At 60.8% G+C, this 16,197-nt stretch carries 13 protein-coding genes; 4 read left to right on the plus strand and 9 right to left on the minus strand.

The genetic code is table 11. The annotated features are described in order from the left end of the window. Window positions 1–21: 21 nt before the first annotated feature. From KF757_02095 to KF757_02125, 7 genes are read right to left on the minus strand one after another with little or no spacing between them, the layout of a single operon-like run. Window positions 22–1,122 (minus strand): hypothetical protein, encoded by a 1,101-nt coding sequence (locus KF757_02095; protein MBX3321762.1) that lies wholly within the window; start codon window positions 1,120–1,122, stop codon window positions 22–24. Further along, window positions 1,115–2,002, minus strand: a complete 888-nt coding sequence (locus KF757_02100; GenBank protein ID MBX3321763.1) for an NAD(P)-dependent oxidoreductase — start codon at window positions 2,000–2,002, stop codon at window positions 1,115–1,117. Before KF757_02100 ends, KF757_02095 begins: the two co-directional genes overlap by 8 nt. Next, the gene (locus KF757_02105; GenBank protein ID MBX3321764.1) at window positions 1,999–3,180 is read right to left on the minus strand and encodes a hypothetical protein; all 1,182 of its coding nucleotides are present in this window, start codon (window positions 3,178–3,180) and stop codon (window positions 1,999–2,001) included. The genes KF757_02100 and KF757_02105 overlap by 4 nt, the downstream gene beginning before the upstream one ends. An 11-nt stretch (window positions 3,181–3,191) precedes the next feature. Beyond that, on the minus strand, window positions 3,192–4,316 hold the full coding sequence (locus KF757_02110) for a class I SAM-dependent methyltransferase (GenBank protein ID MBX3321765.1): 1,125 nt from the start codon (window positions 4,314–4,316) through the stop codon (window positions 3,192–3,194). After that, window positions 4,313–6,436, minus strand: coding sequence for a glycosyltransferase (locus tag KF757_02115; GenBank protein MBX3321766.1), 2,124 nt, complete (start codon window positions 6,434–6,436; stop codon window positions 4,313–4,315). Before KF757_02115 ends, KF757_02110 begins: the two co-directional genes overlap by 4 nt. Continuing rightward, on the minus strand, window positions 6,397–7,566 hold the full coding sequence (locus tag KF757_02120) for a hypothetical protein (GenBank protein MBX3321767.1): 1,170 nt from the start codon (window positions 7,564–7,566) through the stop codon (window positions 6,397–6,399). The genes KF757_02115 and KF757_02120 overlap by 40 nt, the downstream gene beginning before the upstream one ends. Then, entirely contained in the window at window positions 7,563–9,047 is a 1,485-nt protein-coding gene (locus KF757_02125) for a class I SAM-dependent methyltransferase (GenBank protein ID MBX3321768.1), read from the minus strand. The genes KF757_02120 and KF757_02125 overlap by 4 nt, the downstream gene beginning before the upstream one ends. Before the next feature lie 147 nt (window positions 9,048–9,194). On the opposite strand from KF757_02125, the gene KF757_02130 reads away from it, so the two are divergent. The 3 genes from KF757_02130 to KF757_02140 are packed head-to-tail and all read left to right on the plus strand — an operon-like array spanning window position 9,195 to window position 13,290. Beyond that, window positions 9,195–10,304, plus strand: coding sequence for a sulfotransferase domain-containing protein (locus tag KF757_02130; protein MBX3321769.1), 1,110 nt, complete (start codon window positions 9,195–9,197; stop codon window positions 10,302–10,304). Further along, window positions 10,301–12,316: a hypothetical protein gene (locus tag KF757_02135; GenBank protein MBX3321770.1), complete on the plus strand. Its 2,016-nt coding sequence runs from the start codon at window positions 10,301–10,303 to the stop codon at window positions 12,314–12,316. Before KF757_02130 ends, KF757_02135 begins: the two co-directional genes overlap by 4 nt. Next, window positions 12,313–13,290, plus strand: a complete 978-nt coding sequence (locus KF757_02140; protein ID MBX3321771.1) for a class I SAM-dependent methyltransferase — start codon at window positions 12,313–12,315, stop codon at window positions 13,288–13,290. Before KF757_02135 ends, KF757_02140 begins: the two co-directional genes overlap by 4 nt. Window positions 13,291–13,302: 12 nt before the next feature. Here KF757_02140 and KF757_02145 read toward each other — a convergent pair whose 3' ends face one another. Both KF757_02145 and KF757_02150 read right to left on the minus strand, forming a co-directional pair. Then, window positions 13,303–14,127, minus strand: coding sequence for a M48 family metalloprotease (locus tag KF757_02145; protein MBX3321772.1), 825 nt, complete (start codon window positions 14,125–14,127; stop codon window positions 13,303–13,305). A gap of 135 nt (window positions 14,128–14,262) precedes the next feature. Beyond that, complete coding sequence (locus tag KF757_02150) at window positions 14,263–15,147, minus strand: sulfite exporter TauE/SafE family protein (GenBank protein ID MBX3321773.1); 885 nt, start codon at window positions 15,145–15,147, stop codon at window positions 14,263–14,265. Window positions 15,148–15,451: 304 nt separating this feature from the next. On the opposite strand from KF757_02150, the gene KF757_02155 reads away from it, so the two are divergent. Next, entirely contained in the window at window positions 15,452–16,138 is a 687-nt protein-coding gene (locus tag KF757_02155; protein ID MBX3321774.1) for a 3D domain-containing protein, read from the plus strand. Window positions 16,139–16,197: the final 59 nt, after the last annotated feature.

The following is a 16,197-nucleotide window of genomic DNA, read 5'->3' on the forward strand; positions in this document are numbered from 1 at the left end:
GGCGCTACTGAGCGTTGCTACTCAGGTTTCGAAGGCAGTTGCATCGGGGTCGAAAGCCTGAGTGGCAGATGGACCATCGGCGCGATACCGATAGTGCTGATGCATCCAGGATGCCAAGGCGTGTGGGTTGTGCCAGCGCTGGGCGAAGCGGCGCGAGCGGGCTGCGAGGTCGTAGCGTTGAGATGCGGGCATGGCCAGGACACGATCGAGAGTGCAGGAAATGGTGCTTTGGTCGGCGGAAAGAATGGGGAGTTCCTGCTGCATTGCGAGTGGAACGCGGGAGACCAGTGCGGGGTCGATGCGTGAGATGACGACCTTGCCCAGTGCCATGGCCTCGACCGAGAGACCGCCGTACCAGCCGAGACGGAGTTGGTCGATGATGATGTCGGCCTGCGCGTACCGGAGCATGGCTTGATCGCGCGGGAGGCGCTCGATGAGATCAAACTCGACGCGTGAGCCGAGTGCGGCGATGGCGTCGATGACAGCGGATGTTCCTTTAACGGTGCGATCGGTGGGGGCGTGGGCGATTCGAAGCGGGCGGTCGTAGGCCTTGGCAAAGACAGGGGTGATGGCGTGTGGGTCGATTGAGGCGTAGGGCATGAAGAGGGAATCGGGGACGAGGTCTGTGAGATCGGGGTTGAGGCAGAAAACGCGCTCGCTCCAGCGTGCGATGTAGCGTGCGACGCCGGCGCGGCGTGTGCCGTCGTTGATTGAGCATGGACCCGACCCTGTTGCGCAGACGGCGCAACGTGCGGGGATGCGAACGTCGCAGCCTTGGCAGGTGGTGAAGATGCGCACGCCCGAGGCTTTGAGGAGCGGGAGGTCGATGCCGAAGCCGCCCATGAGCGGGAGAAATGGTTGGGCGAAGTTGAGGTGAACGATGTCGTAGTCTCGTGCGGCGCGGAGGAGCATGGAGGTGCGGCCTGCGAGGCGGCGCAGGCGAGAGCGGGAAGCTAGATCGAGGTCGATATCGACGTCGTAGTTGAATGGGCTGCGTGTGATGACGGCGACATCGGAATGCAGGCCCAAAGCGCGCTCGGCGCGTGACAGGCCTGTGGGATGTCCTCCGACATCGGTTGGCCAGTGAAGGATGCGGAGAGGTGCGGCGCGTGAATCAGGCATGGAGTTCGAGCGTTGCATTGATGGCGTCGGCGAAGGGCGTGAAGCGAAGTGGGCAGATCGTGCGCATGAGTGTAATGTCGGCGATGTAGTCGGTGGCGCGAGGTGCGGGGGCGATCGTGAAGGTAGGCGAGAGGCCCAGGCGTGAAGCGATGGTTTGGGCCATGGTGCGAATGGAGGTCGGTTGGTCGCTGGCGAGGTTGACACGAAGCGGGGTGTCGTTGCGGCTGAGCATGTGCTGGGCGAGGTCGACGAGTGTGCGTGCGACGTCATCGACATAGGTGAGGCTGATGCGCAGGCCTTCGTGGTCTTCGGGGTGGAAAGGGTGCGGTTCGAGAGTGACGGGCTGGGATTGTTTGATGCGTGAGATGATGGTGGGGACCATCATGCGTTGTTGACCGGGGCCAAAGACTCCGAAGAGCCGCACGCAACAGGTTTTGAGTTCTGGGATTAGAGCGAGTGCTTCTTCAGCGTGGATTTTGCTCAGGGCGTAGGCGTTATCGCGACGGAAAGGCTGATCTTCGCGCATCGGCTCGAAGGTGTGCGCGTAGACGGTGCCGGTGGAGGCGTAGATGAATGCGCGGACACCAGAGCGTCGTGCGAGATCGGCTGCGCGGAGCGCGCCTACGACGTTGACAGCAAAGAGGTTGTCTGCATGAAGCGGAAAATCGCGGAAGTGGGGCGACTGGGCGAGGTAGAAGATAGTGTCGGTGCCATCCGGGAGGATGGGTTCGTCGCGTGCGATATCGCACAGTGCGAAGTTAGCGGGTGTGTGCTGGTCGGCGAGGCAGTCGATGCCGAACGAGGGAAGGTGGCGGGCAGCAAGTTCGCGAGAGAGTGAGCGGCCGATGAACCCGGTAGAACCGATAATGACTGCGTTCATGGGAGTGAGGCTCCGGTATGAGAGAGTGCGAGTGCGAGACGTTGCGAGCAGGCGGAGAGACTGTAGTAGGTCTCGATATAGGTTCGGCCGAGGCTGCCGAGTTGTGGGAGAAGTTCGCGTTCGAGGCATAGGCGTTCGATTTCTCGTTCGATTGTTTCGGGGCGGATGTTGATGATGGGGCAGGCGTCGGGGGCGAGGAGATCGCGCTGTGGATTGCGGATGAAGCAGAGGACAGGTTTGGCCAGGGCCATGGCTTCGAGGGCGAAGTAGCCGTGAAATCCGATGAGGCACTGATCGAAAATGACGTCGGCGTTGCGGTATTGAGCGAGGGCCTGGTCGTGTGTGAGGTTTTCGACGAGTTGGAGTTCGACGGAGAGGCCTCGTGTGCGGAGGTTTTCGACTGCTGCGATGAGGTGATCGGTGCCCTTGAAGTGTCGATGATTGGGGGCGTGGAGAATGCGCAAGGGGCGTTCGGGATTGGCGTCGGGAATTGCTGGGGCGTAACGCGGATCGTTGAGATCGATTGGCCAATAGAAGAGGGTGTTGTTGCTGCCGGGGGTGTAGTGAGTCATGTCGCCGATGGAGAAGCGGGCGGTTGCGGCGTGTGCGATGCGGCGCTGGTTGATTGCGGCGCGGGTGTCGTCACAGATGCAGTACTTGCCGGGGTGAGGGCAGGCCTCGCAGCAGTTTGGCGAGCCGAGGGCGAGTGTTGCGTTGCGCGTGCGCACGTCGGCGCCATAGGCCCAGAAAAATAGTTGCTTGCGTGAGATGCGGTAGAGGAGGAGTTCGACGGGGTTGAACTCGCGCGCGCGAAAGAGGGGGAGGAGGCCGCGATCACAGAAGAAATGGAGGCGGTCGCAACTGAGGCAGGCGAGGATGAGGTTGAGGAAGGGCGAGAGCGGGCCCAAGAAGTGGGTGTAGCGCGCGTTCGAGAGGTTGCGGTCGAAGCGCTGTTCGAGGCGATTGACTTCGAAAGCCCAAGTCTGGACGGTGAATCCGATCGAGCGTTCGGCGTCGGCCAGGAGGGGGATGGTGGGAATTGGTTGAGTGATCCAGAGGCTGCGAGAGGGGCGTGTTGAGCGACGCGTGATGTGGCGAAATAGTGCAGCGAGAAGTGCGAGAGGAACTGCGAAGAGCAGGCCCAGAACAATGAGCATGTGGCGGATGGCCGATGTCATCTGGGTGTGATTCAGAGGGGCTTGCGAAGGAGGACGGAGATGCCATTGGGGTTTGCGTCGTTGAATGAGTATTGGGTGACTCCGAGGTCGGCGAGCCACGATCGGACTTCGTCGTCGGTGTGCTGCCAGGCGTCGTGTGGGTGATACCAGTCGAAGTTGACCATGTTGTTGGTCTCCCAGTCGAAGGCGTCGTTCCAGAAGCACTTGAGGAAGTTGTAGTAGAGGAGACGTTGGACGTTGTGAGTTCCGGGGGGGATGCCGAGGAGCGGAATGCCTTTTTCGAGAGTGATGGTTGCGTCGAGTTTGCTCAGTTCGCGTCCGAGTTCGGTGATTCCTTCGCAGGCTTCGTAGCAGGCTTCGGGCTCGAGTGGAGAGAGGTGTGTGCGGAGGTGAGCATCGCAGAATCGACGTGCGGCGCCCATTTGCCGGTAGACGTAAAAGAAGAACTGGCCTCCGGGCTTTACTTTTTTATAGACAGCTTCAACGGCGTTGCGTGTGTTTGGGGTGTGGTGAAGGACGCCATCGGCGATGGCGAAGTCGAAGACGTTGTCTTCGCAGGGTATGGCCATGAGGTCGGCCTGGAGGATGTGGGTGTTGGGGAGGCTGCCGACGTTGTGATATGTTGTGACGGCGGCTTCGGAGATATCGACGGAGACGACCGAGCCGGGGCAGTGTTGAGCCATGAACTGCGTGTTGAAGCCGGAACCGGGTCCGATTTCGAGGATGCGGTCGAAAGCGCGGTAGAAGGCGGGGAGTTGGTCGGCGGATTGCAGGCCGAATTTCTTGACGAACCAGCCGCTGAGGAATTGCTGGTGCTGTTGCTCGAAGCCGTAGTTTTTGAAGCGTCGCCATTTGTCGGAAAAGGTGACGTTGGTGGCGGCCTGGGTAGAGAGAGGAGCGGGGGCGGATTCATCGGGGAAGCGATCGGCGAGGTTGTGGCGTGCGATGAAGTCGGCGTGATGATCGCGGACAGCACCGAAGAGGAGGCGCGGGACGCCATCGATGATCGGGTACCAGTGCTGGCCGGCGGAGAGAATGCCTTCGGTGATTTCGTCACCGTGCGTGGCGAGGATCTGGAGTTCGAGGCGCTTGCCGGTTTGCGGGTCGCGCAAGAAGTCGAGGGTGCTGCGTTTCATCGGCGTTCCATTTGTTTTTGTGGCGTTCGGATTTTGGTGTTGGGATGAGTGGAGATGAGGTCCATGAAGAGGGTTGCGTGGCGTTCGACGACATGGCCATGCCAGTAGTTGCGGCGCATCCAGGCGTGCAGGGTTGCGCGCATGTGTGCAGCGTCGCACATAAGAGCGTCGCGGAGAGCGGCGGCGCAGGAGTCGATGTCGTGGGCTTCAAAATACGGTGGGGGCTCCATGCACCAGTCGGACTTGGCGTGGTCGAGGTGAGTGACGAGCGGGGTACCGACAGCCAGTGCGGTGGGGCCGATGCCGCCGAAGACACCGTAGCGAAATTGATCGACCAGAACGCGTGCGCCGCGAGTGACACGGATGAGGTTGTGGATGTTGAGAGGCTCGATCATGACGACGCGATGTTCGATGCCGAGGCTGCGCATGAGCTCGCGCGAACGATCGAGATCTGCACCCCACGAGGGCGTGACGAGTTGAACATCAGGAAAGTCTGGGGCGATGCGTGCGAAGGCTTCGAGGAGAATATGAGTGCCTTTGACGTCAAAGTCGTGCCGTGCCGGAGAGAAGACATAGGGCGGGCAGACGCCGGGCGGGAGGATGCCGGCGTCGGCGATGGACATGTCGTAGTACTTGCGGTCGATGAGGTGAGGAATCGGAATGACACGGGGAATTTCGAGTCGCTGAGCAGCGGCGATGCAATCGGGATTGGTGATGATGGTGGCGTCGGCGCGCGCGTAGGCGAGCGCGGTGAGGCGGGCGGTTGCGTTGTCAGCGAATGGGATGTCGCGAATGGTGCCGTGCTCGTAGGCAACGAACGGGCTTGAACCGGTGAGCATGGTCAGAATGGGGTCGGTGGCGTAGGCCTCGACGAGGTCGTAGTGATCGAAAAGATGCTTCCAGAGCGGGAGAACGCTGCGATAGGGGAGCATGTCGATGAGTTGAAGTTGGTCCTTGCGGGTCGGGAAGCGGCGTGCGAAGTCGGCAATGAGTTCGCTGGTGCGGGCATTGAAACCGGCTTCAAACTCAGGTGTATCGAGTGCTGCCAGTTCGATGCCTGCGAGGACGCGAAGGGCCAAACGCTGGATGAAATCGCGGCGGCGGAGGCGTGCGAGTTGCCGCTGGTGCTGGCGCGCGGCGTCGGAGGGGGCGGGAGCGATGCGGTCGGCCCACGATGACAACTTCAGCGCCAGGTGCTGTGCGATATAGAGCGCGGGACGAATGAGGAGCGCGAACGGCAGACACACAAGCAGGACGACGAAGGCAACCAGGAAGAACGGTGATTTTGTGGTCTGCACAGCGATGGCGGCGAGCGGTCCTATCGGCCATGGGAAACGGCTGGCCTTCGAACAGAAGCGGGATTCGAGCCGATCGAGGCGGGCGTGGAGTGCACCGGCCTTGGCGCTGACGCGCTGGCGCAGGGTCTGACCTCGGCGAGCAGAGTAACTCAGCGTGCGGCTGGGCAAACGCAATGCCCAGCACAGGCTATTTCGAGCAGCGAGCATGGCTCGGCCTGGCAAACTCGCAACAGTGGCGAGGACAGTGTGAAACAAGGTCTGAGTGCCATGTGCAACGGGTTTGATGACGCGGAGGTGCTTGTACAGGCGCGTTGTGCGCATCGCGATGAGATAGCGCTGTACGGCAAGGATGCGCCAGATGAGGCCGGCGCGTCTGGTGCGGCCTTCGAGGGCTGCGAGAAGATACGCAACGGCCCAGAGACGAGGACCCTGCGCGAACCATCGTGGTCGTGTGAACCCTTGGAGATTGACCTCGCGCCAGTTGGGCGCGAAGTGATCGGAGACCATGCCGGTGAAGTCGGCGTCTTCCCATTCAGGGCAACCCATGATGTGGTAGTAGTCGTAGCAGAGCGCGTGACATTCGAATCCTGCTTCGACGAGGACTTTCGCGTTGTTGTAGCCATTGTTGGCGATGTTGCCAACGTGAAGGATCCGTGGGCGTCGGCCATGGCGGGCGGTGAAGTCCGCGATCCATGCGTGCCAGTCGGTATGTGAGGAAGGCGCGACTTGGCCAGTCTGTGGCTTTGGTTCGATCATGACTGGAGATGGAGCCTCGGCGATGGTCATGCTCGGAAGTACTCCGGATGCAGGACGACGACGCATCGCGATCGATCAGGCATGTCGGCGATGACGGATGGAAGATCCGCAAGGGCGAGGCGGTCTCGGAAGTAGGCATCGCGACCGAACCGCCCCCCAGCGACCCAATGCTCCTGCCCGACGACCCAAAGTTGCAGATCGACCGACCAATCACAGCATGGATTGCTGGTGAGGTAAGTGCGCATCCATTGGGGGTCGCGAATGTTGGCGTGTGCGAGGTCGGCCGCGAAAAGCGAGGCGGCCTGAGAGTCGACGATGCGCCGTGGAGACGCAAAGGTACCTTCATAAGAAAGGCCGAGGGCGGCTTCAGAAAGGGTTCCAAGGGGGAGCCTGCGACGAATTGGATCGGACTGGTCCCAGAGTATTCGTCCAGAAAAGACTTCAGAGTTTTCGGCGACGTAGACGGGTGCGCTGTTGTGCCCGACGGTGCCTTTGATCTGCGCGCCGAGTTCGCGAAGCCATGTGATTTCCTGCGCCATGGCGTGTGGGCCATCGACACCAAGCAGGTTGTGTGCGCCAAGTGCGTCGTTGTGCAGCCCGATTTCTGCTCCGGCAACGATGAGTGCTTCGACCCACCGCGGGAGTTCGCGATGCCGGACAAAGAGGGTGCCGAACATGCGGCCGTAGTAGATGGCGGTGTGAAGCAGGTAGAACGAGCCGCAGATGCCACGGCTTGCGAGAAAGCGGGCCATGCGAATGGCGGTAACAGGGTCGGCGTCGATGTCATGGCGCAGGCTGACGCGCACGCCGGAGGATTCTCCGCTCATGAGTTCGCAGCAGGGGACGAGCGTGACTCTCGAGTTGGATTCGAGTTGGGTGACCAGTTGCTGATAGTGATGGAACGGGTTTGCGAAGGGGAGATAGTTGGCCTGGACCTGTTGGAAGTAAGGCCCGAGGTCGAGTTCCTGCACGGCGGTGGGGATGGTGCGCCGGCCATCGAAATCGCTTGTGCCCGTGAGGCCGGCGCGCTGGGCAGCAGCGTAGAGAGCAGCGAGGTCCTTGCGTGCGTGTTCAAGGTCTTCTCGCAGTCGGATTGCACGATCACGCTCGATGACGAGTTGTCGTTGGAGTTCGGCCTGCTGCTTTCGGGGGGGCACATGTGCAGCCTCGGGAGCGTTGCGCGTAGGGGGCTTCATGCGGTGCTCCTGTCGGGCACGCGCGCGATGAGCAGCGTTTCGTGCGGGATGTCGGTGCGACCGGTCGGGCGAGGTGCGATGGAGATGTGAGTGCAGCCTCGGCGTTCGAGATGTTCGCGCAGGCGGCTTGGGCTGAGGTCGGCGTAGTAGCAGCCGTGCTCGCTCGACCAGAGGAAACGGTGGTCGGTGAGTTCAGGGAACCAGCCTCGATAACAGGTGACATAGATCCAGCGTCGTGAAGCCGCGATCATGGCGTCGAGGTAGCGTTCGGGGTCGTAGGCGTTGTCGATGGTGCCGCTCGACATGACGAGGTCGGCAGCTTGTGCTGGCGGGTTTGCAATGAAATCGAGGGCGAGGTATTGGTGTTTCGGATTGGTGCGATGCTGGCGTGCCCAGGCAATGCTGCTTTCTGCCAGATCGACGCCGATATAGGTGCGGTCGGCCAGTTCGCTCGAGTAGCCGACGCCCACGCCACAACCAAAGTCCATGACAGAGTTGATGCGTTCGGTGGAGTCATGGCTGCGGATCCATGAAATGGCGTCGTCGTGCATGCGTCGGCGACCTTCGTACATCCATTCGTACCAAGCGAGATCGGCAGCGCGTTCGCGCCAGCAAGCACCAAAGGCTGGAGGCTTCCAGAGCGTGGCGTTGTCGGTCCAATAGTTGAGGCGGCGCATGGTTGGGCCTGCGATGGTCTCGAAGTCGCGGCGTTGTGCGCCGTTCCATTGTGTCCAGTCGGGGAAGGTCGGCGCCTCGTCGCAGCGATCCTTGAGCGAGTTGATGCGAGCATCGAGCATGGAAGCGACATTGGCGCGATCGAGGCCTTGGAGTTCGAGGAAGTCCGCGACGTGAAGGAGGTCGTCGGGGCCGGCGCGGGTGTAATCGAGCTGGATCCATGAGCCTTCGGGCAGTCGCGCGAGTTGATCGAGATAAAGATCGTAAATGCGGGCCCAGTAGTAAGCGCACATTTCGAACCGGGTTGCGCTCGGCCAGCGTTCGTATAGAGGCTCGCCGGGCAGAGGTCGGGGCCGGGCGAAGTCCGAGGAATCAAGGTGGACAAGCAAATTCGCGGCATTGCGGCGGGCAATCACGGAGAGTTCACCGGGGTCGTTGGCTTCGCGGTACACCGTGCCGAAGAGGCGATCGTGCCAGTCGATAAGGGAGCGGACGACATCGCGGCCGTCGCGCGTCAGGAGGACGAAGCGTGCGTCGCAAAGTTCGTGAAGGAGGCCGACGAAGGGGGCGTACGTGACGTTCTTTTCGCCATAGATTCGGTTGCCGGCGCTTTTGACGCGTGGCAGAACAGACTGCTCGAGGATGGTTTTGGGTTCTGCAAGTCTTCCTTCGAGGGCAAGGCGGGACTCGACATTGAGATTCGGAACCGGCTCGACCGCGCAAGAGCCATTGGAGGCTTGATCGAGAATGCGCGCAAGTGAAGTTGAACCTGCCCGGGCACTGGACAGGACGAAGAACGGTCGCATGATCGGTAAGGATAGGGGCTTGAGGTGCTGGAAACCGACTGAAACACAGGGTTTGTGTGCGCCGGGCGCGATGGCGGGAAAGGCCCGGTGATAGAGTGCGGGCCAGAGCGACCTATACTCGACCTCGCGACAGAATGAGGAGAAGGTATGAATCCGCCGGTCACGGTTGTGGTGATCCAATCGCTGAGTTACACGGGAACCACATGGCTGAATCTTGTGCTGGGTTCGCACAAGGATGCTTTCGCGCTCGGCCCATGTGACCGTCCATTTTCGCTGGATGTGTCGAAGGCGGCTGAGGCATGCCGGGTTCATGGCGCGGAGTGTGCGTTCTGGCCTGAGTTTTACAGGACATTGGGCAACAAGAACTTCTTTGTACACCTATCGCGGGTATCGGGCAAGCGGGTCATCGTAACGAACAACCCCCTGCCAAATGGGGCAGGGCGGGCGCTGAACCACCCGGACATCGTTGTCAAACCGATCGACTTGGTGCGCGATGGGCGCGGGGTGGCGTGGAGCTATGCGCACAAGCACCCTAATGAGTCGTTTTTCGATGGCGTCAAGAATTGGCTCACGCCTGCGATGGAAGGGATGGAGTGCGATCCGGGCAGTTCGGACCGGTTATTTCTGCGGTATGAAGACATACTTGCGGACCAGGTCGGGATGCTCAGTAACGTGGGGAGGTTTGTGGGGCTTGAGTATGACGACTCTGCTTTGAGGTTCTGGGAGCACGACCATCATGCGGCTGCGGGCAATGCAGGGCCGGTGTTCATGATCAAGCTTCACCAGGGGCTGCCGCTGCCGGGGTTTGCGCGTGATCGGGAGTTCTATCAGGAACAGTATGACAAGGCGCGAGCAAACCCGGAACACCAGTTTGAATCGGAACGGTGGCGATTGCAGTTGACGCCCCGCGAGTTGTTTGTGTTCGAGTATTTTTGCGGGCGTGTGAACGCGAAGCTTGGGTATGAGCCGAGTCGATTTACGCTCGAAGAGGTACGCGAGTTCAGCGCGGAGCTGAAGCTCGCGCTGGAGTTGCCGCCGGAGGATGAGGTTCCGTCGCGTGATCGCGCTACACCATCGCGAGCCGCAGATCACCATGCAGTCGCGGCGTCGGCGATCGATGCGTCCGGTACGATGAGCGCGCACCAGTACGAGCAGCCGGTGGGGGTCAAGCCGCGCATCGCGGCGATAGCGGTTGTTGTGTTTGCACTGGCCATCGGTCTTGTGTCGATCATGGCTGCGACGGGAGTGTTCGGATGACGCGGGTAACGAGCGATCCGGCGAGTCAGATTCGCCCTTATTGCGTGGTGGACAGCGGGCGCAGTGAGAGCGATGTGCTGTCGCAGATCAACCTGAGTTGTTTTGAGTGCTATGGCCCAGACTCGCGTGTGGGGCCGCACCCGGATAGAGGTCGTGTGACCGTCGATGTGCTGGCGCAGTACGAGAAGCTGATTCGCGAACTGGCATCGATTCCGCATCTGGTCTTCGTGCCTCACACCGAACTGAACGACTACGGGTGTCCTGCGGACAAGATCGTGTGTTCGATTCGGCACGACGTGGACGCGGATATTCGCGCAGCGGTCGCCGAGGCCGAGATCGAGCAACGCTACGGCGCTCGAACGAGTTACTACATTCTGCATACCGCGCCGTACTACGGCTCGTGGATCGATGGCGAGCATCGTCGCAATGGATGCATGGCTCGGTTGTATCGACAGATTCAGGATATGGGTCACGAGATTGCGCTGCACACCGATCCGCTGCACTTGTATCAGAACATGTATCTCGATGGCGCGCAGGCCGTGCGCGAGGAGATCGCGTGGCTGCGGGAGCAGGGTCTGAAGATCACAGGCACCGTTGCGCACAACTCGGCCCCGATTTATGGCATCGAGAACTTCGCGATTTTCAAGGGTAAGAACCGCAAAGGCCTGGCGCTGGGCTCGCGAGGAGAACCCGGCGATGAACTTGTCGATGAGGTTGTGCACGAAGGGAAATGGGCTCCGCTCGGTGTGCTCGATGAGCGAGAACTTGGCCTGACATATGAAGGTAACGACTTCTTCCGCCGCAAGGACATTCGCATCGAATACGGCGCGACACGATATCTAAATCGTTGGCGGTGGGACGCGCACCTCAAGCGCTGGCGCGTGGCCAAGGATCCGAGCGAAGATCGATTTGTCGATCAGGAGCGCATGATCGAGGAAATCAAGGGCCTGCCCGGCGGCGTGTGGCTGATCCTGAACGTGCATCCGCTGTATTACGGATCGAGGGCGGTTGCCAAAGGTGCTCCACCGATGAAACTTGATCGCGTTGCGACGCAGATCAACAAGGACTGGGGCTGGGAGACGCATGAGCCGAATACGGTGCAGGCGGCTCATGGAGAGCAGGCGGGCCAGGTCGAGTTTCAGTCAATCAACTACTCTGATGATCGTGGAATGCTTGATATTCCGCTGCCGACCGATGCCAATGGCGAGTGTCGTGTGCTGCTGCTTGGCGGGCGAAACATCGATGGGCTTGAGGTTGGAATTCCGGAGCACTGCCATCGGCAGGTTGGCGCGAGATTGAGCGAAGCGCTGGATAGACCTGTACGTGTGCGCAAGGCGGCATTCAGTGGAATGGGTCTGTGCCGACACTTCGCGTGGTGCGAGCGTGCGTTGGCCGAGCGTGAGCATGATGTGGTCATCATCGGGCTCGGGGCTGATGAACTGGCAAACTCGCATCCTGCGCTCTGGTCACAGAGCACAGGGTTTGCGATCAAGCATCCGCCGGGGCGGTATCTGTGGACCGATGGCGAGGCAGTGGTAGTTGTAGATCGCTCACGCGGTGCTTGGATTCGTCGCTCAAGGCTTCGGGCGGCCGATTCCGCTCCTTCGCTTGCTGATCCTTCGACACTCAAAGGAACTTCGACGAAGGATGTGGATGTGATCGGTCGATGCCTGTCGTATTACGCCGATCACGTCCGTGCAGCAGGCGCGACGCCGATTGCGATGCTGGTTGAGTGTGGCGAGGCTGCGGGTTACTGGAGTGACGCCGAGCAGGACAACCGGGCTGCGCATCGGCGGACACTGCGCGTTGTGCAGCCTTGGATTGAAGCTGCAGGGATGGAGTTGATCGATCCGTATGCCTTGTATCTTGAACACAGTGGTGCTCCGACGCATTGGCGTGCGAGCAACACCTGGAGCCATACGGGCCACAGACTGGCGGCCAAGGCGATGTACAAAGTTTTGCATCCACTGTTGACAGCGAAGAAACTGGTCCCCGCTGGGGCGCAGTCGTGAATGTGGAAGCGCTCGTCGAGCGTACGCGCGCGACGCGGGACAGGATGCTCGAGAGCATGGTTGGCAGGCCGAGCGAGCAATCGGCTCGAGGGCACCTGCTCGGGTACGACACGGACGACAAGATCCGTGGCTGGATCACGCTGTATAAGGATGCGGTGATTCCGTGCATTCGTTCGTTCGAGGGGTCTACGGGGCTTGATCTCGGATGTTGGTCAGGTCTCGGCACGAGCCTGCTGAGTGAGCTCGGGGCGCGGCGCGTGATCGGGGTAGATCTCAACGAGGATCTGATGGCATTTGCCGACGTGTGGTCGCGCGAGATGGAGTTTGATCGTGTCAGTTTTGCTTCCAATCCGGGCGGTGTCGTTCCGTTACGGGATGAGACGATGGATTGGGTGTATGTGAATCAGGTGTTCTGCAACATGCCACGCAGCGGTTTTGAGCAGGCGCTTGCGGAAATCGCGCGCGTGCTGCGCAGGGGCGGGCGACTGGTGCTGTGCGATTCAAATAATCCGCATTGCCCGGCAACGCTGGCGCGATTGGCGGCAGCGTATCGGGCGCGCGAGTTTGGCGCTGGCGATGAGTCAAAACCAGCCGGCCCCGTGTACAAGGAGCGTTGTCGATTCATTCGGTCGCTGCTGCCCGACACGGATGATCGTACGATTGAGTTGCTTGCAGACAATACGTGTTACATGTGGGGGGATGAACTGTCGCGTGCAATTCACGCGTATGCGCATGCCGGGCAGATGCCTTCGAGTCGATTCATCGATGGATGCGCTCGTGCACCAGTCCAGCCATACTCGGGCATCCCGACCGGCAACGTGACGGATCCATTCTGGTTTGCTGCGAGGCTCGAGGCGCTCGGTGTGTCAGTATCGATCAACACCGCAGCGGGAGAAGGCCCCGACGACCCGGCGGAGCTGCTCGATCTCTTGCGACAGAGTCAGTCGTTCTATGTGCTCGGGACGAAACGCTGAGAATCAGCCGCATCACCTGAGCTTTGCGAGCGCGGCAAGGCGCTTTGCGGTCGGCGGATGCGTCGCGAACATGCTTGTCAAACCTTTCGAGCCTGTGAACGGCTCGACGATGAAGAGGTTGTTCTGGGCAGGGTTCGGCTGCACAAGCGGGACGCGCTTCGAATACGACTCCAGTTTGGTCAGAGCGCTCATCAGACCATTGGGTGAGCCCGCGATAGCCGCACCCTCGGCATCCGCTGCGTACTCGCGCGTGCGGCTGATCATCGCTTGAATCAGCGCGGCACCCACAGCCGCAATGATCAGAACAACGATCGACACGAGCGGATTCACACCCTCGCGCCGACCACTCATAAGCAGGAAGCCCCACTGCGCGACAAACGCGAGCGTACCCGCAATTGTTGCAGCGATCGTGGAGGTGAGAGTGTCGCGGTTCTTGATATGTGCCAGTTCGTGGGCTGCCACTCCTTCCAGTTCCATCGGGCTGAGCAGGTCGAGCGCACCTTGCGTGAATGCGACCGCAGCCTTCTTCGGGCTTCGTCCGGTGGCAAAGGCGTTCGGGGCCTGATGAGGGCAGAGGTAGACGCGAGGCATGGGCAGGTCGGCCTGCTGACGGAGGCGGTCGACCATGCGGTACACGTCGCCGCCGGTTTCGGGTGTGAGCTCGCGGCCTCGCATGGCTTTGATGGCGATCGTGTCCGAGAAGAAAAACGCGATCGAGTTGACAATCACGCCAAAGAACAGCGCGGGCCAGAGGAACTCGCGCCCGAGCATGCCACCAACAGCGACAAACACGCCCATCAGAGCGCCGAGCAGAATCGCGGTTTTGACTGAGTTCATGAATCCGTGCATGGCTTGCCTGAGATCGTTAACGCTTGAATTGTTTTATACGGTATCCGATTCCTTGTTCGGACATTGCCGGGTTCAGTTTCGCGGCGTACATGATGTGTACTTGCAAATGGCGTACCGGGTTCATCAGGGTTCCGGCACTGGGAGTGCGGGTTCATCGTGCCGATCTGGCAGAACATCATGTGTTTCGGTGTCGAATTTGGCTGCCGGGCGCGAGCTGGGCAGTGCCATACGGATGGCAGCCGCACCGAGCAGCACCGAGATGGCGACCTTGAGGAACGGGAGTTTGAGCTTGTGTGTGAGAATCGCGCCGATTCGAGCGCCAAAGACCGCGCCGAGTCCCATGGGTGCTGCCAGCACGACTGCGTCAATCCAGTGCTGCTGGTGTTCTGCGAGTGTGGAAAGTTTGAAAGCCGATCCGATGATCGCCGTCACCCACATAATGGCGGTGCTCGAAGCGATGGCCTGCCTGATTGGGATGCGAGCGAAGATCTGGAGCAACGGAACCATGACGATCCCGCCACCGATCCCGAGAAACCCGGCCATGAATCCCGTGATGGCACCGATGCATCCGAGCAACAAATTCCCGCCACGCTGCTGATCGGGCTTTGGCTCTTCGCGGCGTCGGGCGGCTGAAACGAGGTTCGCAGCACAGTAGCAAAGCAGAAAGATGACGAGCCCGGCCTTGGCGATTCGCCCCTCGAACTGGTTCGACGCAAAGACGCCCAGCAGAATGGTCACCGCCATCACGGGCAGGATGACTTTGACCAGATCCCTGCGCACGGCCTTGGCCTTTGCATGTTCACGACTCGAGAAGTACGCGACCACGACATTAACCAGCATCGCGGCTGCCATATAGAGATGATGTTCATTCTTGTCCGGGCCCGAATAGCCATAGATCAAGGCGAGCGCGGGGAGCATGATGATCGAGCCCCCGATGCCGGCAAGCCCGCCGACCACCCCGGCACTAAGCCCAATGAGCGAAGCTATCAGGATGTGCAGCAGTTCCACATTCGCCTCCAGAAGGGCCAATGGTAGCGGCGTGGGGAGAGGTATCCGCCGTGTCGCTTATCGGGCGCACAAATGACTGCGGGGTCAGAATTGTGACCGCCCACCCATTCAGGCGGTACAAACAGCCGTCTAGAGGGGCAAAAGAGCGCGAATTCCTGTCCGATTGGCGTGGATGGGCTAAAGTTCTGAGTATTGGTTGGCTTGGCGGGACTTGTCATTCTGACGGGTTCAACCTGCCGTGAGCGTGGTGGGACATGCTTGCTGCAGGTGTCGGGTCAGCGACCCAAGGGAGGCTCGGAAGAGCATGGCACAAGAGACGAAGAACGCCCGCCGATGGCGCGCGCACGCTGGGTACGCCCTCGAGCCGGTCGCCTGGGCAATGCTGTCTTTGCTCGTGGCGGGTTCGGCGATCGTGGTGAAAGAGCGCGGGTCAGTCCCGCCGATGGTGCGGCTCGAATCGAGTCATGACGCGGCACGGGTGAACACGGGGTCACCTGGGCGCGAGGTGCATGCCGGATGGGTCACTGAGCCCGAGTTTGAGAGCGAGCCAGTGGCGGTTGACGCAACGCAGTTGAAGTCGCGCGACGTGCGGCCCGAGCACGGCGAGATCCGCTGGTTCGATGGACGCCCGGTTCGCCCGGCACGGACGGTCTGGATGAAGGTGACCGCCTATTCGCCGGATGCACGCTCATGCGGTGCGTTTGCCGATGGCAAGACCGCCACGCTGCACTCGGTGTGGACCAATGCGATGCAGCTTGTCGCAGCGGACCCGCGCGTGCTGCCGTACGGCTCGATGCTGACGATTCCCGGCTATGCCGATGGCGAGATTGTGCCTGTGCTCGACTGCGGCGGCGCGATCAAGGGCAACCGTCTGGACGTGCTGTATTCGAATCACACGCGAGCCAGAAAGTGGGGAGTGCAGCGTCTGGCCGTCACGGTGTGGGAATACGCCGACGGATTGCCCGCACCAAACCCGCGCAAGACGCGATAAACCATCGCTCAAGCCTCACTCAACGCTCGATCAATCGGCCTCAGCGCGCTTCGAGTGCG

It is taken from the genome of Phycisphaeraceae bacterium (genome assembly GCA_019636795.1).
In the GTDB taxonomy this organism is placed as follows: Bacteria; Planctomycetota; Phycisphaerae; order Phycisphaerales; family UBA1924; genus JAHBWW01.

Excerpts from the sequence above, each read along its gene's own strand:
- KF757_02095 (MBX3321762.1), bottom strand. The coding sequence starts at position 1,122 with ATGCCTGATTCACGCGCCGCACCTCTCCGCATCCTTCACTGGCCAACC.
- KF757_02100 (MBX3321763.1), bottom strand. The coding sequence starts at position 2,002 with ATGAACGCAGTCATTATCGGTTCTACCGGGTTCATCGGCCGCTCACTC.
- KF757_02105 (MBX3321764.1), bottom strand. The coding sequence starts at position 3,180 with ATGACATCGGCCATCCGCCACATGCTCATTGTTCTGGGCCTGCTCTTC.
- KF757_02110 (MBX3321765.1), bottom strand. The coding sequence starts at position 4,316 with ATGAAACGCAGCACCCTCGACTTCTTGCGCGACCCGCAAACCGGCAAG.
- KF757_02115 (MBX3321766.1), bottom strand. The coding sequence starts at position 6,436 with ATGCGTCGTCGTCCTGCATCCGGAGTACTTCCGAGCATGACCATCGCC.
- KF757_02120 (MBX3321767.1), bottom strand. The coding sequence starts at position 7,566 with ATGAAGCCCCCTACGCGCAACGCTCCCGAGGCTGCACATGTGCCCCCC.
- KF757_02125 (MBX3321768.1), bottom strand. The coding sequence starts at position 9,047 with ATGCGACCGTTCTTCGTCCTGTCCAGTGCCCGGGCAGGTTCAACTTCA.
- KF757_02130 (MBX3321769.1), top strand. The coding sequence starts at position 9,195 with ATGAATCCGCCGGTCACGGTTGTGGTGATCCAATCGCTGAGTTACACG.
- KF757_02135 (MBX3321770.1), top strand. The coding sequence starts at position 10,301 with ATGACGCGGGTAACGAGCGATCCGGCGAGTCAGATTCGCCCTTATTGC.
- KF757_02145 (MBX3321772.1), bottom strand. The coding sequence starts at position 14,127 with ATGAACTCAGTCAAAACCGCGATTCTGCTCGGCGCTCTGATGGGCGTG.
- KF757_02155 (MBX3321774.1), top strand. The coding sequence starts at position 15,452 with ATGGCACAAGAGACGAAGAACGCCCGCCGATGGCGCGCGCACGCTGGG.